This window comes from Clostridium sp. chh4-2, from assembly GCF_002899675.1.
Taxonomy (GTDB): domain Bacteria; phylum Bacillota; class Clostridia; order Lachnospirales; family Lachnospiraceae; genus CHH4-2.
In genome coordinates this window covers 311029-333404 of sequence record NZ_PKUU01000003.1, presented here as the reverse complement: position 1 = coordinate 333404, position 22376 = coordinate 311029, and the positions used below count along the sequence as shown (strand labels likewise).

General features: G+C 44.2%; 17 protein-coding genes. 3 read left to right on the top strand and 14 right to left on the bottom strand.

What is annotated here, in order from left to right:
* Positions 1–5 precede the first annotated feature (5 nt).
* The 3 genes from C0033_RS04925 to C0033_RS04915 form a co-directional block, all read right to left on the bottom strand.
* On the bottom strand, positions 6–1499 hold the full coding sequence (locus C0033_RS04925) for an IMP dehydrogenase (protein WP_103226751.1): 1494 nt from the start codon (positions 1497–1499) through the stop codon (positions 6–8).
* Between the two features lie 1076 nt (positions 1500–2575).
* Complete coding sequence (locus C0033_RS04920) at positions 2576–3670, bottom strand: aminoglycoside phosphotransferase family protein (RefSeq protein WP_103226750.1); 1095 nt, start codon at positions 3668–3670, stop codon at positions 2576–2578.
* 1 nt (position 3671) lies between these two features.
* Positions 3672–4601 carry a sugar phosphate nucleotidyltransferase gene (locus C0033_RS04915; RefSeq protein ID WP_103226749.1) on the bottom strand — a complete coding sequence of 310 codons (930 nt, stop codon included), beginning with the start codon at positions 4599–4601 and terminating at the stop codon, positions 3672–3674.
* A 187-nt stretch (positions 4602–4788) separates the two neighbouring features.
* Between C0033_RS04915 and C0033_RS04910 the strand changes: the two genes are divergently transcribed.
* Positions 4789–5607, top strand: a complete 819-nt coding sequence (locus C0033_RS04910; RefSeq protein ID WP_103226748.1) for a PocR ligand-binding domain-containing protein — start codon at positions 4789–4791, stop codon at positions 5605–5607.
* A gap of 750 nt (positions 5608–6357) precedes the next feature.
* Here C0033_RS04910 and C0033_RS27375 read toward each other — a convergent pair.
* From C0033_RS27375 to C0033_RS04865, 9 genes are all read right to left on the bottom strand, one after another.
* Positions 6358–7218 carry a hypothetical protein gene (locus C0033_RS27375; RefSeq protein ID WP_242984415.1) on the bottom strand — a complete coding sequence of 287 codons (861 nt, stop codon included), beginning with the start codon at positions 7216–7218 and terminating at the stop codon, positions 6358–6360.
* Positions 7219–7542: 324 nt separating this feature from the next.
* Positions 7543–8595 carry an SIS domain-containing protein gene (locus C0033_RS04900; RefSeq protein WP_103226747.1) on the bottom strand — a complete coding sequence of 351 codons (1053 nt, stop codon included), beginning with the start codon at positions 8593–8595 and terminating at the stop codon, positions 7543–7545.
* A 29-nt stretch (positions 8596–8624) separates the two neighbouring features.
* Entirely contained in the window at positions 8625–9479 is an 855-nt protein-coding gene (locus tag C0033_RS04895; RefSeq protein WP_103226746.1) for a class II fructose-bisphosphate aldolase, read from the bottom strand.
* Between the two features lie 16 nt (positions 9480–9495).
* The gene (locus C0033_RS04890; protein WP_103226745.1) at positions 9496–10335 is read right to left on the bottom strand and encodes a carbohydrate ABC transporter permease; all 840 of its coding nucleotides are present in this window, start codon (positions 10333–10335) and stop codon (positions 9496–9498) included.
* Positions 10336–10349: 14 nt separating this feature from the next.
* Entirely contained in the window at positions 10350–11273 is a 924-nt protein-coding gene (locus C0033_RS04885; protein WP_103226744.1) for a sugar ABC transporter permease, read from the bottom strand.
* A 38-nt stretch (positions 11274–11311) separates the two neighbouring features.
* Positions 11312–12733 (bottom strand): sulfatase-like hydrolase/transferase, encoded by a 1422-nt coding sequence (locus tag C0033_RS04880; RefSeq protein WP_103226743.1) that lies wholly within the window; start codon positions 12731–12733, stop codon positions 11312–11314.
* A gap of 41 nt (positions 12734–12774) precedes the next feature.
* Complete coding sequence (locus tag C0033_RS04875) at positions 12775–14127, bottom strand: extracellular solute-binding protein (RefSeq protein ID WP_103226742.1); 1353 nt, start codon at positions 14125–14127, stop codon at positions 12775–12777.
* Positions 14128–14442: 315 nt separating this feature from the next.
* Positions 14443–15453 (bottom strand): LacI family DNA-binding transcriptional regulator, encoded by a 1011-nt coding sequence (locus C0033_RS04870; RefSeq protein WP_103226741.1) that lies wholly within the window; start codon positions 15451–15453, stop codon positions 14443–14445.
* A gap of 300 nt (positions 15454–15753) precedes the next feature.
* Complete coding sequence (locus C0033_RS04865; RefSeq protein WP_103226740.1) at positions 15754–17100, bottom strand: fucose isomerase; 1347 nt, start codon at positions 17098–17100, stop codon at positions 15754–15756.
* A 258-nt stretch (positions 17101–17358) separates the two neighbouring features.
* Between C0033_RS04865 and C0033_RS04860 the strand changes: the two genes are divergently transcribed.
* The gene (locus tag C0033_RS04860) at positions 17359–18381 is read left to right on the top strand and encodes an acyltransferase family protein (protein WP_180994572.1); all 1023 of its coding nucleotides are present in this window, start codon (positions 17359–17361) and stop codon (positions 18379–18381) included.
* Positions 18382–18534: 153 nt separating this feature from the next.
* Here the strand turns inward: C0033_RS04860 and C0033_RS04855 are convergent, their stop codons facing one another.
* Positions 18535–19545 carry a hypothetical protein gene (locus C0033_RS04855; protein ID WP_103226738.1) on the bottom strand — a complete coding sequence of 337 codons (1011 nt, stop codon included), beginning with the start codon at positions 19543–19545 and terminating at the stop codon, positions 18535–18537.
* A gap of 263 nt (positions 19546–19808) precedes the next feature.
* On the opposite strand from C0033_RS04855, the gene C0033_RS04850 reads away from it, so the two are divergent.
* The gene (locus tag C0033_RS04850; protein WP_103226737.1) at positions 19809–20726 is read left to right on the top strand and encodes a hypothetical protein; all 918 of its coding nucleotides are present in this window, start codon (positions 19809–19811) and stop codon (positions 20724–20726) included.
* 82 nt (positions 20727–20808) lie between these two features.
* Here the strand turns inward: C0033_RS04850 and nhaC are convergent, their stop codons facing one another.
* The gene (gene nhaC, locus C0033_RS04845; protein ID WP_103226736.1) at positions 20809–22284 is read right to left on the bottom strand and encodes a Na+/H+ antiporter NhaC; all 1476 of its coding nucleotides are present in this window, start codon (positions 22282–22284) and stop codon (positions 20809–20811) included.
* Between the last annotated feature and the right edge of the window lie 92 nt (positions 22285–22376).

Sequence of the window (22376 nt, the reverse complement as noted above, 5' to 3'; positions counted from 1 at the left end):
CTCCTTTAACGGTTATCCTTTAAGATAACGTCGTGGGCTCCGCCTTCCACAATGCTGGTAGAAGAAACCAGAGTTATCTTTGCATTTTTCTGAAGTTCCGGAATCGTAAGGCATCCGCAGTTGCACATGGTTGAGCGGACCTTGCTCAAAGAAAGATTCACATTGTCTTTCAGGCTACCGGCATAGGGAACTAAGGAATCGACGCCTTCTTCAAAAGAAAGCTTGGCATCGCCGCCCAAGTCATACCTCTGCCAGTTTCTTGCCCTGGCGCTTCCTTCGCCCCAGTATTCTTTCATATAGCTTCCGTTTACATTGACCTTTTTCGTAGGGCTTTCATCAAAACGAGCGAAATATCTTCCCAGCATCAGGAAATCAGCTCCCATTGCCAGAGCCAGCGTGATATGATAGTCGTGCACAATTCCACCGTCTGAACAGATGGGCACATAAATACCGGTTTCATTAAAATACTCTTCTCTGGCCTTTGCAACCTCAATTAACGCGGTGGCCTGTCCGCGCCCGATTCCCTTTTGTTCTCTCGTAATGCAGATGGCTCCGCCGCCGATTCCCACCTTTACAAAATCAGCTCCTGATTCTGCAAGGAACCGGAAACCGTCTCCGTCTACCACATTTCCCGCACCGACTTTCACCTTATCCCCGTAATTCCCGCGCACATACTCCAGAACGATCTTCTGCCATTCTGAGAATCCTTCTGAACTATCAATGCAAAGAACATCCGCTCCGGCTTCAATAAGGGCAGGAATACGCTCTTTATAATCTCTCGTATTGATTCCCGCTCCAACCATATAGCGTTTCGAACTGTCAATCAGTTCATTTTCATTCTTTTTATGAGAATTATAGTCTTTACGGAAAACCAGTGAAACCAGCTTCTGATCCTTGTCAATAATCGGCAGACAGTTGAGTTTATGCTCCCAGATCACGTCATTGGCCTCTTTAAGGGTCGTGCTGTCATCGGCACAAACCAGATCCTCGAATTTGGTCATGAAATCCTTCACCTTTGTGTCTTCCGTCATTCTGCTGACCCTGTAATCCCTGCTGGTCACAATTCCCACCAGCTTTCCTGACGGCGTCCCGTCTTCCGTGACCGCTACGGTAGAATGGCCTGTCTTATTCTTCAACTCCAGAATATCCGCCAATGTGCACTCCGGCGAAATGTTGGAATCGCTGATAACAAATCCCGCCCTGTAATTTTTAACCCGCGCCACCATCTGCGCCTGGCTTTCAATGCTCTGTGATCCGTATATAAATGATAATCCGCCTTCCTTTGCCAAAGCAACCGCCATATTATCATCGGAAACAGACTGCATGATCGCAGAAGTCATGGGAATATTCAGCGTCAGGGCCGGAGCGCTGCCTTTTTCAAATTTCACTAAAGGCGTTTTCAAGCTCACATTTGCTGGTATCGCCTGTGTCGATGAATACCCCGGTATTAACAGGTATTCTCCAAAGGTTCTGGAAGGTTCGTTCATATAAATTGCCATGTCATCATTCTCCTTTATTTTTATACTTTATTTTAATATTTTATTAGCATTCTCCAATAATTTACTAGGACCGCCATACAGCACTGGTAATTTACGTTCCTCAATTTCTTAAAAATGATTCTATATATACTCCCTTTTCTTCAGCACACTTTTTATAGTATTCTTACCTTTTTTAAGTCAATGCAATCCTTAAATTTATTCTGTTATTTTCATCTCTTAAAAGTTCAGCATATCCCTTTTTTTCAAGAATAGCAACTACCTTTTTCGTATTCTGGCTTAAAATCCCCATAATCTGCGTCACATCTTTTAAATTCAGCATGTAATCATTAAACAGAGTGATTGCAGTAAGTGGAGGACTTCTCTCCCAATTAGTTCTATATCGATTGTAAGGAACTAATTATCTAATGTCAATCACCTTTCATTTACATCGAACGTGAAGGCATTTTCGAAAAAGCCTTCACGTTTTACATTAAATCATTAAGGCATTTCCAAAAAAGCCTTCACGTTTTACATTAAATCATCAAGGCATTTCCAAAAAAGCCTTCACGTTCGATGTAAAATTACTTCCCTCCACAAAATCTTTTCCTCTTCAGCTAGCCAAGCACCAGCCGGAAAGAAGGGAGCACCCCGGGCGGCCGGCAGAAAGGAAAAGAGAGAGGGGATCGTTTGCAGACCCTTAGTGATACTTGGCCGGCAAGGCCGGAAAAAGGCAGACAAATACTGAATTCCGAAGAGGCTGCTGAAAAAGTGTTTTGCTTAAAATTCATTCCCCATTTTATGTCAAAAATCCAGGTTTTTTAATTATGTTTTCACCACTTCACATCAAATTATTGTGTATAAAATGGGATGACATTTTTGAATTTACAAAATCTGGGACTTTTTCAGCAGCCTCATTCCGAATCAGTATTTGAGGCGCCCCTTGAACAGTGAAGTCATCAGGAGTTCACTGTGAATGGGCGCCGCGCTGCCTTTTTCCGGCCTTGCCGGCCGTAGTATCACTTAGGGTCGAAACTCGAATCCCCTCTCTCTTTTCCTTTCTGCCGGCCGCCCGGGTGCTCCCTTCTTTCCGGCGTTTCTTAGCCAACTAAACAAAGATTTCCCACAATCTTCTCTAATTGTCCCCACATCTTTTCCATATCCGCCACCAAAGCGAACTGGCTTCTTGCCCGGTCCAGATTATGATTCTCCCTGTGAATCCTGAAATAATGATCCCCTTCCAGGTAATCCGTCAGAAAACGCATTCCGCATTCCAATGTCATCAGTTTTGCTCCCCACGGAAGCATCTGCACCTCTTTTTCCGTCAAATTTCCGTTGCAGCCCTCCAAAAATCCTTTTGTATAGATTTCAAACAGAGGCAGTGAAATGGACACTTTAGACAGATCCGTTTCATCCTCTGCACCGGTATTCGCTCCAAACCGGATCGCATCTCCAAAGTCAAACATGGAGAGTCCCGGCATTATCGTATCCAGATCGATCACGCAGATCGCCTTTCTGGTCACATCATCGATCATGATGTTATTAAGTTTCGTATCATTGTGGGTAACTCTGAGAGGGAGTTCCTTCCTCCTCAGCATATCCATAGCGATACCCATCTCTTTTTCCCGGTCCATTAAAAAGCGGATTTCCGCCTCTACCTGCCCGGCTCTGCCGCAGATATCCTTTTTCACAGCTTCCCGGAATGCCTCAAACCGGACCGGAGTGTTGTGGAAATTGGGAATCGTCTCTGTCAGTTCCTCTGCCGGATACTCCGCCAGCAGTCCCTGGAAACGTCCAAATGCCTTGCCGCTTTCATAAAAATCCTCCGGCTTCTCCACTGCATCGTAGCAGGATGCGCCCTGTATGAAGAAATAAGCCCTCCAGTACTCCTTACAGCTGTCCTGATAATAAACCTTCCCATCCCTAGCAGGAACCAGGTTTAAAGTTTCCCTGTCCGGATCTCCGTTTTCCTTGACGATCATATCACGCAAAAAGGTGGTTACCCCTTCAATATTCTTCATCAGCCCCGGCACATCCTTAAAGATCTGATGATTGATTTTCTGTAATATATACTCATGCGTTTCCCCATTATCATCCGTTACCAGCCTGTAAGTTTCATTGATATGTCCGCTTCCATAACGTTCACAAGAAACTAAATCTCCTTCAAATTGAAATGCCTGAAATACCTCCTGCATCTTATCTCTCCTCCCATAAAGTTTCCGGATAGCAGCCTTTCGCCTTTAATTCCTTAACCGCATCCACAACCACTTTTTTATCTTCTTTATAAGTTACTCCATACCAATTATCTTTCGAATGCAGCACTTTCACTTCTGCTCTTCCCTCTTTCAGCAGCTCATCCACCACAAATGGAAGGAAATATTCACATTTCAACGGATTTACCGGCAGCTGCTGATCCAAGAATGCGCTGAACCGTTTGGAGATCTCATCCAATATGCTTCTTGTAAATCCCCACATATTCATAGAGACTACCGTGTTTTCCGGAAGCTCAGTCCATGTCTCTCCGTCATCCTCAGTAAATGCAGCTCCATTTCCCCGCTTCTCGATTCTGGTGCGCTCTTTAATATCTTCCAGTTTTTGATCTGCACCCACCTGGCATACCCCGCGGGCCACATGACCGAAATCAGTCAACGTTTTATAGAGTTCATATCCAACCATGGTATATTCGTATTTTTCTCCATCCTTCATGGTCATCAGCTGGTCATAGATCGCCCGGAACGCTTCTTTTCCATAATAATCATCCGCATTAATCACCGCAAACGGGCCGTCGATCACATCCTTGCAGCAGAGGATTGCGTGGGCAGTTCCCCATGGTTTCTGACGTTCCGACGGAACCTGATAGCCCTTTGGAAGTTTGTCAAGCTCCTGATATACATATTCCACTTCCATCTGCTTCTCAATCCGTCTGCCGATCAGTTCTTTAAAATCCTTTTCAATTGCTTCTTTTATAATAAATACAACTTTTTCAAATCCCGCTTCTTTAGCGTCATAAATCGAAAAGTCAATAATCAAATTTCCATATTCATCCACCGGATCAATCTGTTTTAATCCGCCATAACGGCTCCCCATGCCTGCCGCCATAATCGCCAATACCGGTTTCTTCTCCATCCCTATCTCCTCCTGATTTTGGTTTTTTTACCTGAGACGTGAAGGCATTTTTAAAAATGCCTTCACGATTGATTATAAAAAAAAGCCTTGGAATTATCTATGGAATATCGTATACTTATTAGTAATATCGGATATTTAATTTATTTTTACCCATACATTTTTCAGAAAGGAACCCGGTGATGATACAATGATAACTCCCTCCTTGGAACTCCTGGAAATCCTAAAGAATTTATATACCATTTCAGGCTTCCGCATCTCCGTTTACAGCACGGATTTTCAGGAAATCTGCGCCTATCCCCAGGAAAAATCTCCATTTTGCAGGCTGATCCAAAACTGCCCCGGAGGCCTGGACCACTGCCGTCATTACGATGAAGCGGCGTTTCAAAAGGCGGCCAAAACCGGTGAAGTCTATCTGTACCGGTGCTATTTCGGGCTGTATGAGGCGGTTGCCCCCCTTTACCACATGGGAACCCTGACCGGATATCTGATGATGGGACAAACCCTGGACACCCAGAAAATAAGCAGGAATTTTGTAATCTCACAAGCCCTTCACTATACGTCGGATGAAGCGGCACTAAAAAAAGCGGTGGGAACAATTCCCATCCGCTCGAAAAACCAGATTCTGTCCTGTATTTCCATTATGGATATCTGCGCTGCCTATATCACGTTAAAAGAGCATTTAAAAATGCCTCATACCAATCTTCCGGAAAAAGTGTCCGATTATCTGCACCGCAATTATGCTTCTAAGATTTCCATTGATGACCTTTGCAGCCATTTTTACTGCAGCCGCGCCACCCTGACCCGTTCCTTCCGGAATGCATACCACAAATCCGTTCACGAATATCTGACGGAAATCCGCCTGAATCATAGCCTTGAACTATTAAAAAATCCTGCTTTATCCATCGATGAGACAGCCGTTTCCTGCGGATTTTATGATCAGAATTATTTTACAAAAGTGTTTAAAAAATACTATGGACGCACTCCGGGGCAGTGGAGAACAATGTGAATCCGCCCGCCTTTTAACCAGCCGTTAAAAACTGGGCGGTGAGACTGCGAATATAATTTTTGCGGGCCTTTCCAGATGATTGACCCATTTATAAACATATGCGGAACATGCAAAAGAAAAGGCGGATATCTGATTATCTTCCATAATCGATATCCGTCTTCCCTTCACTCAATCCATTTGGTACCTAATGAATTTCGTATATGATTAAAATTTTCCTCTCACCGGATCTTTTATTGATGATTCATCCGGTATGTTTTCTCAAATCAATTTTAAGATATTCCATCAGATTTTTATTCATTACTTATTTCCATCTATCTTTTTGTTACAATTTTTTATTTTTACTTCTTAAAATACTTTTCATCTATATGAATCATTTGAAATTGACATTTCAAATCATTTTTTAAACTACTACTTCTTTCTCGAACTAAAATTCTTGTATCATACTAAATACTTTCTATTAAATAACTTACTGATCTGATTTCCTATCTTAAATCTTTTTAAGTCCACCCCTCCTTTTGAATCACAATTTTTAATCTCGTCTGATTGGAAATTTTAACACGTCATCCCAAGGGCCCATCCTCCTGTTTCTTAATTATTGTCGTTTTCCTTTCTTTTGTTATCTGTATCATACATCAAGATTGTATTTTTGTCAATACAATCTTGAAATTTATTATATTTTATCTCTTTATGGCATGTATAAATTATCATTATGTATTTATTTGTTTATATTTTTAGTTTTTATCAGATAATTTATTTTTTTATAACAGTTTTGCCGATTCCGAATTTTTCAAAATAGGCATTCTCAAGCGGAATCCACTCATTCAAAAAACGCTCCAGCATAAATTCCCCGTTTCTCTTTAAAATCCGTTCCTTCTGCTCCTCATCACTGACAGTCAAAAAATACTTCAGATCATAGATTTCACCAAAATAAGGATGCTGGCTGTAAACGCCTTCTATTATATTGAGCCTGGATGCGGTTACATCAATTGTTTCCGCCAGTTTCCCACTACAGCAGTCATATCTCCTGTAGCTGAAATTCTTTCCTGCCAGAACAGGAATCAGCACCTGGTCATAAAACCGTTCATAATCCACATTTCCACCGATTTCGGCAAACCGTTCTTCGGTTCTCTGATGAGGCTGTAAAAAGAAATCATCCATATGAAACAAGCTGCACTCATAGACCTCCCGGATCAGCTCTCCCAACGTGCTCTTTCCGCTTCCGCTCTTCCCGTCTATGGCTCCCAAAACCGGTTTTGTCCCCTCAACCGCCAAAAGCCGGTCAATATCACAAAACACCCGGCAGTAATCCGCATATTCCTTTTTCACTATGCGGTAAGAGGGATCGAAGACGTCCAACGTTTCCGCCGGATCTCCCGTTTCTCCATCCGCAGCGCAAACGCTCAGCAGTTTCAGCTTCTGTTGAAACTTTTCCATGGACCCAGCCGCTTTTTGAGCAGTCAGGACAGACATCCTGTCTAATGTTTCCGCCGAAAGTCCCCGGTCGAGAACGCTGAGATCCATTATCACAATCCCGCCGCCAAATTCATCCTGATATAACCGTTTTATCTTGTCCTCCATCTCTGTCCCGGGCTGTTCCTTCGGGTATTTCATCCGTATTTCTTTCATTTTTCCACATTACCTCTGCATATTTTCATTCCATAATCATAGCAGGAACCGTTCGAATCCGCAAGTCTCCATGCAGCCCTTCCCGGCCCCATCAGCAGTATCGGTTATCCTTTCAAACAGCACAAAAATACCAGGAAAGCATTCTTCTTCCGCCCGGCCCGGCGGATACCTTCCTGGTATTCTTGTGTTAAAATTGTATAAAAGTAAGTAAATGGTACCAACTTGTGTCAGTAGGTAATTTGATTATAGTTTTGAGCTACCCAACAGTCAAGCAATGTTTACTCAAACGTTTGCCGATCAATCCCTATCCTATTTAATCACAATTGCCTGGGAAAGATGTCTTGGTGAATCCGCATCAATGCCCTTTTTCTCTGCGATGTAATAACCTAAAAACTGGCCGATAAATCCGATGATAGCAGCATTCTGCTCATCGTTGTAGCCATATGGAAGATCCAGGCAGTAATCCGCTTCGGAAAGCTCTGTACCCGCTTTGCTTCCAATCGCAACCGTAGTCGCCCCATAACTCTTCATCTCTGCCATCAGTTTTGCATCTCCGTCTCCGGTATGTTCGCTTCCGAGGAATATGATAAGAGTATTCTCGTCTACCAGGCTCATCGGTCCGTGACGGTATTCCAGACTGTAGTAGCCTTCTGAATTGGTAAGCCCCATCTCTTTCATCTTGTTCATGCATTCATTGGCAACGCCATAATAAATGCCCTGGCCAAGGGTGATATAGAGATTTAAATTCTCATGCTCCGACACGATCTTCTTAGCCAGATCATCCATCTTCGCTAAAGCGTCACGGGCGTGGTCCGCATAACCGGACATCGCTTCGATCTGGTCTTTCTTGCCGCCTACATACATGGCCATAACCACGGATAAGTAAACCATGCTGGTGAAGGAACGGGTCATGATAACGCTGTCTTCCGCCGTATCCGGGGAAAGAATTACGAAATCATTGTATTTTTCACTGTCTTTATCACAGGTGATGGCCAGTGATTTCACGTTTGGATAGCTTCTCACTTTGTCGATGGCCATACGCACTTCCGTGGTATAGCTCTTTCTTGTAATCGGAAGAACCAGAACTTTTCTGTCCTTTACATAAGTCTCCGGGAAATAATAAAGTTCGGAACAGCACATCGCCTTTGCAGGAATGGCGTTGTAGGTGGAAAATGCATGGGCGGCCGCCTGTGCCAGATACAGGGATGTGCCGCAGCCGGTAAAGATCAGCTCATCGTATTTTTCTGCAAATGCCTGGTCAAGCACTTTGTAAATGTCGTCCAAGGTCGCATTGATTGCCGCAAATGATTCCGGCTGCTGATAAATCTCATGATATGTAATTTCACTGTTTTTCTTTGACATAACTTGATTCCTCTCCATCTTTTATTGAATCAGGCTTTACCTTCTGATCCTGCTAATTTTATGATTTTTCTTACATCTTCCTGCAGCTTTTCATTGGCATACTGGGATAATTTCCAGGAATGGCCCTGGTGATCCAGATTTTTCAGGCCATCTTCATAATGTTCTACGTATTTATATCTGATTTCCGTGCCGAAGTTTATCTTGGATACGCCCAGTTTAATGGCCTCTTTGATGATGTCCTCTCTCATTCCCGTACATCCGTGAAGAACCAGCGGAATATCCGTGAACTTTCTCACCGCTTCCATCACTTCCAGATGGATATCCGGCTCGCCTTTGTAATATCCGTGCGCATTGCCGATGCCGATTGCAAGAGAATCAGGATTGCACAGGCTTAAAAAGCGTCTCACGTCTTCCGGATCAACGATATTCTTATTTTCCATAACCGTACCCAGATTGTCGAGGCGGAGCAGCTCGCCGATCTCAGCTTCTACCGGCACGCCGAAGCATTTTGCAACCTTGATTACTTCATTGGTCATAGCCGCATTTTCCTCGATGGACTTCGTGGAACCGTCGATCATAAGAGAAGTAAATCCCAGCTTTAAAGCTTCCATACAGATATCAAATCCATCTCCGTGATCCAGATGAATGGAAACGGGAACCGATACTTTGTTTGCGCACCATTTACATACTTCTACAAACCAGTCATGGCCTGAATATGCTCCGGTCGCCACATAATGAGCTAAGATTACCGGTGATTTTAAATCCTCCGCCGCTTTGCAGATCGCCCAGATAATATCGTAATTGCCGCCCTGCGTGTTAAATGCAGGTACTGCAAAGCCTTCCTTTGATGCCCGTATTAAAGTTTCCTTGTTTGTCACTAACATAATTTTTCTCCCTTTCTCACCCTTTTACTGCACCTGCAACAAGTCCTTTAACCATATATTTCTGGAAAAAGAAGAACAGGATTACCATAGGTATCGTACCTACGATCGAAATTGTATTAATCAAAGACCAGTCGTAAGACAACTCGCCCAAGTACCGGAGTGCAACACCGGAGGACAGGGTTCTTAATGAATCGGTCTGGATCAATGTGGACGCATGTAAATAATCATCCCAGGACAGCAGGAATGCATAGATGCCAACTGCCAGCATGCCGGGTTTAATCAGAGGTGCGACTACTTTAAACAGTGTCTGGAATCTTCCCGCCCCGTCAATCATGGCGGCTTCTTCCAATTCTCTCGGTATTCCGTCATAGAAACTGGACATCAGCATGATCGTAAACGGCAACATGGACGCTGTAATCGCCATGATTAAGCCGGGATGTGTGTTGATCAGTTTCATATCGCCCAGAATCTTATACAGGGAGATCAAACGGCTGATGATAGGGAACATCTGAGCAGATGTGAATGCTGCGATGATCCATTTGTTCCATTTAAAGTTAAATCTGGACAGCGCATATCCGGAGATAATCGCCATCAAAGTTGTGATTGCAGCCGCAGAACCGGCTACAATGAAGTTGTTCTTATAGTAAATGAAAAATTCATTATTGGACATAAATAAGTTGACATAACTTTGTACTGTCGGCGCTAACGGAATAAATGTGGGCGGGAACTTGTAAGCCTCCATGTTTGTCTTAAAGGAGGTGAGCAATACCCAGAGGAGCGGAAACAGCAAAAACAGTAAAATTATAAACAATACCACATATTTAACAATATTGGCAATCATCCGGTTACGTTTCATAGTTCTCCCCCTCCCTACATATCGTCATTCTTGAAAATACGGTTGTATATGAATACCACAACCACCATCATCAGCATCCAGACAGTCGTAACAGCAGCACCTGATCCGAAGTTATTGGATACAAACGCTTCTCTATAGCTCAAAATAGCCATTGTCGTCGTGGAGTTGTTCGGTCCGCCTCCTGTCATCGTCCAGAACAGAGGGAACTGCTTGAAGTTCTCAATTATGGACATGGACACGGTAACCTTGATTACGCTCTTCATATAAGGAAGCACAATCTTAAAAAATCTCTGCACTCCGTTGGCTCCGTCGATCTTGGCCGCCTCCAGCATATCTTCCGGCACATTGGCTAAGCCTGCCAGCAAAAGCAGCGTGGCTAACGGAATCTGTTTCCACAAAGCGGCGCAGGATACGCCGAACATGGCCGTTGCCGGGTTATTTAAGATCGCAAAATCAGTGACTCTTCCTCCGGTAATCAGTCCCACCAGATACTTTACAAGGCCGTACTGAGGCTGGAACATCCAGATCCACACAAGACCTGAAATAATAGTAGGAACTACCCAGGGCACCATCATAATGCTTCGGATAAACCGGGAGCATTTTACATTGCTGTTTAAGATTAAAGCCAGTGCCATGCCCAGAATAAACTGAGCGATAACCACGCCGAATACGAAAACAAGGGTATTGATCATGGATGGAACCAGTTTTCCGTTGGTAAATAATTTTATATAGTTTGCAAAATTATTCCAGGTTCCTGGCTGCCCTGATATAATGTTTTTTACCTTGTAATCGAAGAAACTTCGATAAATAGAATCCACTACCGGCACCAGAATAAACATTGTCGTCGTTAAAATTGCTGGTATTAACAGCACAAAAGCAAATATTTTATCCCCTGTCTGTTTCTTAAAATAAGAAACTCTTATCGCTTTCTCCTTCAAAACAAATCCTCCTTCACCACTGCCAAACCGCCCCGGGGTTATTTATTTTCATTATAAACACGGTGTCCGGGCCCTAAGAGCCCTGCCATGTCTTTCTGGCCCCCGCCTAAAACGGGCTCTTTGGCGCCATCAATCCTCGGGTCCACATATTTTAAGAACCACAGATCCATCCGGCGCTTCAATTCCTGAATCTGCTGGCCATACTCCGCATCTTCATAGCAGTTATGGTCTTCTCCCGGGTCCTTTTTCAGATCATAAAATTCATGAGGTCCGTATGGAAACCGGTGAACATATTTATAGTCTTTCGTCCTGATCATTCTTACAGGACCGTATTCGTCAAATACCACTACTTCTTTATCTGTCTTTTCCTGTTCTTCCTGCATGAGAGCAGAAAGGAAACTCTTGCCCGGCAGTTTTTCTGCATCCGGATTCTCATAACCCAGGTATTCCAGCAGAGTCGGCATGATGTCATATGCGCTGCACATTTCCCTGCAAACCGCACCTTCCGGAATCCTGCCCTTGTGACTGATGATAAGCGGCACTTTTACGGAGGAGTCATACATATTAAGCGGGAAGGTGCCGTTGCCCTTGCCCCAGACTCCATGATGTCCGCAGTTAAATCCATTGTCGCTTGTAAATATGATGAGTGTGTCTTCTTCCAGATGTTCGTCTTCCAATTTCTTTAAAATGCGGCCTACATTGGCATCCATGGCCGTTACCGCAGCAAAATACCCGATTAAATTTTCTCTTGGATTTTTATATCCGGGCAGCACATCGGTCTTTGCCCAGGGATGAGGCGTTTCCCTCTGGGGACAGCTGTTGAACTCGCAGTCTTCATAGAGATCCGTATACTCCTTAGGATGGCAGTTTGCCCATGGTGAATGAGGCGCTGTGTAGTGAACGCTCAGATAAAACGGGCGGCCGCTCTCTTTTTGACGGTCGATATATCCGATAGCTTCGTCTGTAATCACGTCTGTTATGTATCCCGGCTCCTCGATCATCTTTCCGTCTCTGATCATCGGAGCGTTATAATAGGGACCGCCTCCCTTCTGGTGTGTATACCAGAAGGAAAATCCCTTCTGCGGATGAAGTCCGTCGCCTAAATGCCATTTTCCGCTCAATCCGCAGTCATATCCATTATCGGACAGAATATCCGTATATCCTCTGTGTTCTTTCAGATATTCGATGGCGCTCTGTCCTGCGCCTCCGTTTCCTCCGCACAGGTAGTCGTGAATTCCGTGCTGGGAAGGAATCTTTCCTGTTAACAGGGAGGCCCTGGCAGGGGAACACACCGGAGATACACAAAAGAAATTGTCAAATCTCACTCCATGATCCGCCAGGCGGTCCAGATTCGGTGTATGTATTTCAGAATTGCCATAACATCCTAAGGACCAGATTCCCTGATCATCCGTTAAAATAAACACGATATTGGGTTCTTTTTTTATGTATTCGCCTGCCATAACTGCCTCCGTTTTAATATTTAATTGTTAATAGTTTTCATTTAAGGAATCATTGACTGTACTGCTGATTTAAAGCTTTCAATTGCAGCAGGAACGTCTTCTTTACCAACGGTCACTGCCTGGGCCAGTGCACAGAGTTCCAGGTTAAAGTCTGATAATGCAGGGAACATGAGTACAGGGCTTGCTTTTTCAACAGAGTTTCCAGCGCCTGCAAGGATTGGGCTGTTCTTAACAGAATCCATATTTTCCATCGCTTTCTTTGCAGGAAGTGCCGGTGCGATATTGGCGATATAGCTGTCTAAAACTTCTGGTGTAATTACGTACTGGATAAAGTTTTTAACTGCTTCAATTTGTGCAGGTCCGTTATCAATGGCTACGAAACAATGGGACTGTAATGTGGAAGTTCCGTCTCCGCTTCCTCCGGCCATCGGTTCTGCTGCTGCTGCGAAGTTAACTGCTTCAGGGTTAATGGATTTTACGCCGTTGAATCCCCATGAGTTATCATAATACATAGCCAGCTGTCCAAGTGCGAATAAGTTTCTCAAATCCTTTGGTTTGGAGTTCTGTGGGTTGTAGCCCTTCTCATCCAGAAGTTTTAACATGTTAAGCGCATCTGTAAAGCCCTGGTTGTCAACGTTAAACTGGCCGTTTTCATCAAATACATATCCGCCGAAGTTAGCTGCAAAAGCCTGGATTGCGGAACCGATTACGATTACGGAAGCGGTTGGCTGTCCAAATGCATATACTTTATTGCCGTCAGCTGTCTTTAACTGGGATAATTTCTCTGCCATTGTCAGCATCTCGTCATATGTTTTCGGAGGGCTGTTGGGATCCAATCCTGCCTGCTCAAATAAATCTTTATTGTAGAACAAAAGGGATGGAGATACATATAATGGAGCTCCGTAAACTTTTCCGTCGATGGAATGAGCTTCCAGGATGTTTGGATAATAATCATTTAAAAATTCAGGATCCAGTACTTCGTCCATAGGAGCTGCCAGACCTGCTTCTACCAGTGCGGGAAGCCAGATCATCTCACTGAATACGCAATCCACTTTGTCGCCGCCGCCGGCCATGTTGATTACCTGGTTCAAAACTTCACCGTAAGGAGCGGTTACCCATTCGATCGTTACGTTAGGATACTTAGCTTCATAACCGTTCTTCACATCTTCCCAGAATGCGTCATATCCTTTTTCAAGCAGCGCATAATTTGCAATCTTAATCGTTACCGGCTCAGCGGATGCCGCTGTGGTGTCGGCTGCCTTATTGTCTCCTGAAGCTTCTTTCGCTGTGGTAGCCTCCGGCGCTTTCGTAGGTTCTGTTTTAGCTCCGCCTGAACATCCTGCGCTCACTGCCATGACGCCTGCCATTACCAATGCTAATAGTCTTTTTCTCATATTACTTCTCCTTTTCTTTCATTTAAATATTGTTAGTTCATTGTTCCCCATGAATAACTGCCTTCGCTGCATTCCCATAATGATTTTTTTCAATATAAGGAGCAGCTAGTAAAAACACCCTGGTTTCATCTTTTAATTTCCTCCCTTTTAATTTTGTATGTAAAACGCCAAAACCTCAGCGTTTCATCCATTTTTTTCTCTATGTACACTCGTGTGTATATAGTGTTAAAGGAAGAATCCTGTTAACAGGATTCTTCGCCCACAGTGGATACACCATCGATTTCCACCGTATTATGGCTTCATATTCTATTAAAATCAAGTGCTTTCACGTTCTATCAGTCTGGTTTCAAATTCTGCATTATCAGGTTTCTTACCGTTTACCATGTCTAAAATCATGGAAACCGCTGTTTTGCTTATCTCTTCTCTCTGCATCTCCATAGTGGTAAGCCTGGGTGAGCAAAAACGGCTGAGACTGGTATTATCAAAACCAATCACCCCAATATCTTCCGGAACCCGGTATCCCAAATCGATCGCCGCATGCATGGCGATACAGGCAACCATATCGTTCCTTCCATATATGCCGTCTACCGGCGGCCCTTCTTTCAGCCGCTTCATAACAGCTTGGGTCAGTTCTTCTTCATTATGGCATCCTGCCACGGTGCTCCATTCATCAATCGGAAATCCGCTGGCTCTTATCTCATCCACAAATCCGCTTAAACGCAGATCGTCGACAGAGCTTCGATTACCCTTTCGGCTGATTCGGTCGATATAGATAATGTTCCTCTTTCCCTTGCTCACCAAATGCTTTACGCAGGATCTGGCTCCTGTATACAGCCCGGAAGCTAAAACTGCCACATTATCCGGAAGGTTTTCCCTTCTGCGGTGTTTAAACAGCACTACCGGAATTCCTGCATTGCTGAAATGAAAAATATATTCCGTAGGAAAACTGGTTGAACTGATAATAATTCCGTCATATTGACGGCTGATAACCTGTGACACAAATTCAGGAGTATTCCTGTTGGCACATAATGAAATGAGATATCCTGCTTCGTATGCGTATTTATCCATCTCGCTCACGATTCTGCTGAAATATTCATTGGTGATCTGATCCGCAATGAACAGGATCTGATTGCTTCTCTTTCCTTTAAGAGCCCTGGCCACATTATTCGGCCGGTAATTCAATTCAGCGATAGCTGCCTCCACTCTGGCGCGCTTTTCCTTTGCCACATAGCGGTTATTGTTCATCACGTAAGATACTACCGTCTCGCTGACGCCTGCCCGGCGTGCTACATCTGCTCTTGTTATCCGTTCACCGTTTTGGTTCATTTTGTACAATTCACCTCGTTATCAACTCGTGTGTATATATAATATTATACATATATTGCAGCTAATGTCAAGATGGATTTTTGATTTTTTTCATTATTAGTACCAGTTCATCCTTCGGATACCTGCGCCGGCTCCGGCAGTTTCCATGGACGTTCCTATGACTTTGCAGGGTATTAGCGATTCTTAATGCGCAGAATTTTTCGTTCAAGGAAAATGTCCACCTGTTTGAGTGAAACGAGTTTGGACATGTTCCTTGGCTTTTAGAAAAAGGCTGAACTGTTACCGTTATCATGCCAAAATTTATAATTCTATGACTTCAATGTCAAGCAGCGCACAAATTTCTTTCAATTCTGCTCTCACATCCGCCCACACCAGGCTGTAATGATGAGGAACTCCTTCCTCGATAATGCGCTCGATCACTTCGCGGACCGGAGCCTTTACTTTTATATTAGCCATAATTCCCTTGGTATAGCGGTCCATATCCACGGATTCCCCGCCCATCAAAAACAGCTTATACTGGCCGCCCATGTTGCAGAATCTTGCGATGGTTACGGTTCCCGGCTTCAATGCTCCGTAAAAAGCAGTTCCCTGGCCTGCCAACGGATGATTGCGGATCAGCACATCGTAGTTGGGGTTGCACAGAGACGGTGCAGCATTGCCGCAGTGCCAGAACGTCATCAAATTCTTATCTTCGTCGATATTGATCATGTCCGTGATAAAGCTGGGCTGTCCGGTCAAATAATATTCTGCGATCTGGGCGATCTCCGCGTCCACATCGCCTTCACATCCGATATTGATCCCATCGTCAGCCAGACGTCCCAAAACCGCACATGGCGTCGTATGTAAATTGCCCATCTCAGGCCAGCATTTTAAAGTTCCGAAATCATAGCCCTGTGCTGCCATCACTTCTTTAACCGCCAAATATAACTTGGAATGGTTCTCCAAATGGCCTTCCGGAAGCTGTGATGTATCAAAACGCTCCGACATCTCTTTCATATCCGCTTCATATAAATCTTTGTCCAAAGCATCCATCTTATCGAACACGACTTTTAAGTCGGTTTCTTCAATCTTAATTCCAAATGTCCGGCGGATCAGGGATTCGTCAAAGGAACAATTATAAAATGCAGTCGGACGGTATCCCAAAAGGCCCAGATTGGTATGCTTCATGCATTTCACAACATGGTAGGCCATCAGAATGCTCTTCACCTTCTTCGCCGCTCTCTCGTCCTCTTTACTTCCATAAACGGTGTGGCACTTCACTCCCACTTTTCTCAAAGCCGCGGAATTCATGGTCATGGAACACAATGCGTTGGAATACAGGCGGTCGTCTTTTTCAAACGGAACCTCGTATGGAGCCCATAAAAGGATTGGAATGTTCAGCATCTCCGTCAGGTAGGATGCCACATCGTCGCCGGTGAATGCCCCGTAAACCATAACGATCACATCCGCCTCAGCAGCCTTAAACTGTGATACAATCGCTTCGTTCTCCTTGAGTCCGCTTCCCATCACATCCGCGCGGATGATGTTTAACTCGGGAAGATTTGCTTCCAGCCAGTCACCGTATTCTTTATTTCTCTGAGACGGTACCTCCTGGGGCCATCTTCCGGAAAAAGTGGTGAGAAAGCCTACATTTAACTGTTTTTTCATTACTCCGACCTCCTGTTTTCGTCATTTTTTATAAGTTTCAAAATGTAAACACGTGTGTATATATAACATTATACTATTGTCCAATTTCATTTGTCAATCTTTTCCTAATATTTTCTTAACGTTGTTGTGACAGATCAGCCTTTACATTTTCCTTACGCCGATTGACAGAACGCATATGGAGAAGTATGATGGAACATGCGAAAACAACTGCTGGTTCAGCATCGGTTTAAACATTGGAGTTTTAAGGAGATTTTTTATATGGGGGAATTAAAACAGGCAGGACGCAGCGCCTATTTTGACAATTTCAGATTCATTTTGATTTTTTTGGTGGTGGCGGGACATTTTCTGCTGCCCTTGGATAAAACACGTTTTTCCAATAATATCTTTTATTTAATCTATACATTCCACATGCCCTGCTTTATCTTTGTATCGGGGTATTTTTCCACTCATGTGGTTCAAAACGGAAAATTCCGGGCCGACAAGCTGATACAGATCGTATGGCTCTATATCCTATTCAAGATTCTGACTCATTTTACGGAAGGGCTGATTGACGGCCATATCGGATTGTATATCGATTTTTTCGAGGAAAGCGGCGCTCCCTGGTATCTTCTGGCTTTGGCGCTTTGGTATCTGACCATCCCGTTTATACGGGAGCTGGACACGCGCGTGGTAATGGCCGGTTCCGTTATCATCAGCCTGCTGTCCGGTTATGAACACTCGGTTAACTCCATCCTGGCACTGGACCGTACACTTGCTTTTGCACCGTTTTTTTATGCCGGCTATTATATGAACGGAAGGAAATTTAACATCAATTTTCACAACAGACACAGGGTTCTTCTGCTCATTCCCGCTTTTATTACGGCTGCATTTCTCTTCCTGTGCACGTATGATCTGCTGATGCCTTACTCACATATCGTCTACGGCATCAATTATTTCCGGCTGGGGTCGGAATTATATCCTTATGGTGGTCTGATCCGCTTTGCCTGGTATATCATCACGGTGCTCTTATCGCTTGGGCTTATGGCAGTTGTGCCAAAAAAGAGGACCATTTTCACCGCAATCGGGAGCAGGACTCTGCAGATTTACATCCTGCACCGGCTTATCAGAGATCTGATGCAGTATTATGGATTTTTTGATCTGGTGAACGTGCACTCGAAGCTATGGATTATAGGGCTTTTAGTTCTGTCCTTACTTTTGACTATTGTGCTTGGCAATCCGTGGATTACCGGGGTATTTGAGGTTATTCGTAAATTTCCAACGCGGTTTATTTCAAAATCATAATATCATAATATACGGTTTATTAATAAAGATCCTGTTTCCGGATTTCGAAAAAAGATCAGCAGTTAGGAACGGCTGCCGCCTTTCCTGCCTGCTGATCTTTTTAATTATAAACCTTTTTATCACTGAATAATTCCTATTGTTCTGAAAAAACGACTATTGAACCGCTCCTGCTTCCACATATCCTTCTGTCGACGGCAGTGTAAAATATACCGGCTGCCCAATATTAGTATAATTCATCTGCATATTCATGTCAGCATCCATAACTTTATCTAAAACGCCAAAGCTCATACTCATGTTGATATTTTCTGAAACAATATAACCTTCCGGGTTGATGACGGCTGTAGCGTTCATATTCTTCAAGCTAATGGAATTAACCTCCATTCCCATCTGATCATACATGTTCTGTAAATAATCCCCCATCCCGCTGATATCAGAGGTATAAGAAACAACCTTATTGCCATTTCCATCGTCTGAAACAGAAACATTCTGCATAAAACCGGCCTTACCTCCTGTTTCTAAAGCATTTTCAATAGTCTGGGTCATGGAGTCTAAATCCATAGCTACCTTCTGTTTCTGTCCCATCATATCAATATAACAATAACCGTCTGTGTAGAACATGGTGCTATCCATGCTGAGTCCTGTCATAATCGTACGCGCGTTTACGAGATATTTCATGGAACCCTGATTTAAATCTTTAAATTTCATATCCAGGGTCATACTGGCGGGAACCGTCTGTCCATCCATGGTCATATTCGCATTCACAATACTGGTTGCAGCCATGCTGGACAGCTGTGAGTTCTTCTTGCTGGCTTCCAGATATAACTGGGCACCATCTAAAACAGTACCGCCGCCATCCGTTCCGGGCCTCATATCCTTCTGCTGGACAACCCCGTTTACGGTCCAGGCGCCGTCTTCATTGACCGTATAGCCGTCAGGTGTTGTGGTGTTGGTTAAAAGATAGCCATTCTCATTAAAGTAATAGCTTTCTGCTACACCATCGTTATTGCCGTCAATCCACTGCCAGCCGGACTGTGGATAAGAGCCGTCATCATTCTGCCACCACCAGCCGTCTGCCTCCTGTTTCCAAGTGCCGGCAAATGCTGTAGTGCTCATAGACAAAGTCAGTGCGAGCATTGCCACAAAAAATTTGTAACGTTTTTTCATGATTACTTCTCCTTTCGAAGCGAAGTTGTTAATGGATAAATATTGATAGTTAATACTATTGTATCATCCCCCTTTTTGTTTGTCTAATCATTTAGGGATTAAAGTAAAGGGTGAAGGCATTTTGGAAAATGCCTTCACGATCTATGTAAAAAACATGAAGAAATTTTCCAACCCCCTCCATTTTTCGCTTCGGAAAAAAGTTAATTTTTTGTATTTTTATATATGCTATTATCAAATTATCAAATTAACTAGGAGGAGATGCTATGAAGAGAGTAAAGTTATTTTTAACAGCAGTAATTCTATCAGTTTTAATGGCAATTCCTGCATGGGCGGGAGAATGGAAACTGGATACGACCGGTTGGTGGTATCAAAATGATGACGGTGGTTACCCGTCAAGCCAGTGGCAGGAAATTGACGGAAAGCAGTATTACTTTGGACCGGACGGCTATATGCTGTCCAACACAATTACACCGGACGGTTACCTTGTCGGCACGGATGGAGCATGGATTCCCAATTGGAGAGTACAGCTGAATACCGGCTCCAGCGATATAGAAGATGAAGAAGAAGATCCGGAGTATGATGCAGATATTCCAATGCCGATATATAAGGATTACTCCATCTTTAACCCGGACCGGTCGGATGCCAAACACATTACCATGGCCTGCAATACAGGATGCCGGATGTATTTCACCACAGGTACGAATCCCGATAATCCTACGGAAGACGATACCCTATACGAGAACAAACGCAATACTACATTCAACATTTGGTACGGCAATCCCGTTCTTAAACCAGGGCAGACGCTTAAAGTTGTTGCTATACGGACGGAAGACGGAGCAAGGAGCGGGGTTACCACACTGCGCTACGAAGATGCGCATCCGGGGAACAAGAGACGGTCGGGAAATATTGCCGCTTCTTCCAATCCTGACACCAGCAGCAATAACAGTTACAGCAACAGCACCGGAAACAGCGGCAGCTCATCACAAACCGGGCCGAAACCTTGTCCTGTTTGTTTTGGACGCGGCAGCGTGACTTGCACCTATTGTCACGGAACCGGAAGAGGCCAGAATGCCACTTTCGGCATTAACGGCGACATTTGGCAGGGAGTCTGCCCGGGATGCGGCGGTTCCGGAAGCAAAACTTGCGCAGGATGCGGAGGAATTGGAACAATTGGGTATTAATTAAGAAACATCAGAGAGAAGGGACTGCCCGGGCAATCGGGTGGTCCCTTTTTTGACTGCTGTCCGGCTGAGGATAAAAAATTCACATCACCGTTTCCGCCTCCACAGTTTCTATATCAATCTCATCTTCTTCCATCGTCTTTTTCTTCCAAATACGCCAATCCGATTTCCTGTCATTACCCGGAATGGATTTGAATATGAAGATTCCGGCCACTGCGCATAGAATACTGATAGCCACATTTACATAAGCAAACACCACATAAGGAGCAAAGCTCATCGTCGTAAATCCAAACAAACTCATATAATAGATGCAGCTGGTATTCCATGGAACCAACGGCAGAATAATGGTGTTAGCCTCTTCAATCGTTCGTGAAAGAACGCTTCTATGGATTCCCCGCTTATCATAAATTTCTTTAAACATGGTCCCCATAAGCACTACGGACACATAGAAATTGGTGACCAGCATCACGGTTATAATGCCGCAGACAAGAGTCACTAAGATCGCGGACGTATCTGATTTAACCGCCTTTGTAATTTTCTCCACAATCACATTAAGGTAACCGGCTTCGCTCAGGATTCCTCCCATAGCCAGGGCCAGAACTGCCGTACAGATCGTAGCCATCATCGAAGAAATGCCTCCTTTGCTCAGCATGGTATCCACAATGGCAACGCCCGTATCCACCTTCACGCCGCTGTAAATAACGGCTAAAACTTCCGTAAGGCTGGTTCCCTGAACGACTACGGCTAAGAGCAGGCCGGAAAATCCGGAAAGCAGAATGGCCAGAATCGCCGGAACTTTTTTCAGACAGAGAATGACAATGAGGACCATAGGAACCAGAAGGACTATATTAAAATGGAAAAGTCCTGCCAGTGTGTCTCTTACCGACTGCAAAACGCTCTGATCCAGAGCAACGTCCGCATATCTTCCACCGAGAAGATAAAAAATCAAAAGGCTGATGAGTACGGAAGGTCCCGTCGTATAAAACATGGAACGCACATGATCGTAGATGTTGATATCGCTGGCGCTGGCCGCCAGGATTGTAGAATCGGACAGAGGGGAAAGTTTATCTCCCAGAATGGAACCGGAAATAGCTGCGCCCGCGGTCAATGGAATCGGTATTCCCATGCTGACGCCAATGCTCACACAAGCCACGCCCATGGTTCCTGCCGTTCCTAAAGAAGTGCCGATACACAGTGATAAAAGGGAGCACATGACAAATGTCAGCGGCAGCAGCATTCTCGGCGTGATAACTCCCAGACCGTAATAGATAATCATGGGAACCGTTCCGCATTTGATCCATGCAGCGATCAGAATGCCGACAAATACCAGGATCATCACACAGTCGATAGCCCGTTTTACACCTGTCATCATGCTGGTTTCCAGATCCTCATAACGGTACCCGGCCGCCATGGAAATCAACAATATCAGGAAAATATTTACGATTAAAAGGGGAATTGTGGCAACACCTGCCGCGATACCTGCCGTTAACACAGACGCGATAACTGCTAATACGAACAATGACAAAAATAAACCTGGGCTTTTCTTTTTCTCTTTCATTATAATCTCTCCTTCACTGAATAGATTTACGGAAACAAAAACACCCGGAATTAGATATCCGGGTGGCGAAGGCAGCTATCGGTTGTTTTCTG

What these genes read in the sequence shown, in the direction of transcription:
- C0033_RS04925 (WP_103226751.1), bottom strand. Translation starts at nt 1,499, where the DNA reads ATGGCAATTTATATGAACGAACCTTCCAGAACCTTTGGAGAATACCTG.
- C0033_RS04855 (WP_103226738.1), bottom strand. Translation starts at nt 19,545, where the DNA reads ATGAAAAAACGTTACAAATTTTTTGTGGCAATGCTCGCACTGACTTTG.
- C0033_RS04920 (WP_103226750.1), bottom strand. Translation starts at nt 3,670, where the DNA reads ATGCAGGAGGTATTTCAGGCATTTCAATTTGAAGGAGATTTAGTTTCT.
- C0033_RS04910 (WP_103226748.1), top strand. Translation starts at nt 4,789, where the DNA reads ATGATAACTCCCTCCTTGGAACTCCTGGAAATCCTAAAGAATTTATAT.
- nhaC (WP_103226736.1), bottom strand. Translation starts at nt 22,284, where the DNA reads ATGAAAGAGAAAAAGAAAAGCCCAGGTTTATTTTTGTCATTGTTCGTA.
- C0033_RS27375 (WP_242984415.1), bottom strand. Translation starts at nt 7,218, where the DNA reads ATGAAATACCCGAAGGAACAGCCCGGGACAGAGATGGAGGACAAGATA.
- C0033_RS04870 (WP_103226741.1), bottom strand. Translation starts at nt 15,453, where the DNA reads ATGAACCAAAACGGTGAACGGATAACAAGAGCAGATGTAGCACGCCGG.
- C0033_RS04875 (WP_103226742.1), bottom strand. Translation starts at nt 14,127, where the DNA reads ATGAGAAAAAGACTATTAGCATTGGTAATGGCAGGCGTCATGGCAGTG.
- C0033_RS04865 (WP_103226740.1), bottom strand. Translation starts at nt 17,100, where the DNA reads ATGAAAAAACAGTTAAATGTAGGCTTTCTCACCACTTTTTCCGGAAGA.
- C0033_RS04880 (WP_103226743.1), bottom strand. Translation starts at nt 12,733, where the DNA reads ATGGCAGGCGAATACATAAAAAAAGAACCCAATATCGTGTTTATTTTA.
- C0033_RS04890 (WP_103226745.1), bottom strand. Translation starts at nt 10,335, where the DNA reads ATGAAACGTAACCGGATGATTGCCAATATTGTTAAATATGTGGTATTG.
- C0033_RS04860 (WP_180994572.1), top strand. Translation starts at nt 17,359, where the DNA reads ATGGGGGAATTAAAACAGGCAGGACGCAGCGCCTATTTTGACAATTTC.
- C0033_RS04895 (WP_103226746.1), bottom strand. Translation starts at nt 9,479, where the DNA reads ATGTTAGTGACAAACAAGGAAACTTTAATACGGGCATCAAAGGAAGGC.
- C0033_RS04850 (WP_103226737.1), top strand. Translation starts at nt 19,809, where the DNA reads ATGAAGAGAGTAAAGTTATTTTTAACAGCAGTAATTCTATCAGTTTTA.
- C0033_RS04900 (WP_103226747.1), bottom strand. Translation starts at nt 8,595, where the DNA reads ATGTCAAAGAAAAACAGTGAAATTACATATCATGAGATTTATCAGCAG.
- C0033_RS04915 (WP_103226749.1), bottom strand. Translation starts at nt 4,601, where the DNA reads ATGGAGAAGAAACCGGTATTGGCGATTATGGCGGCAGGCATGGGGAGC.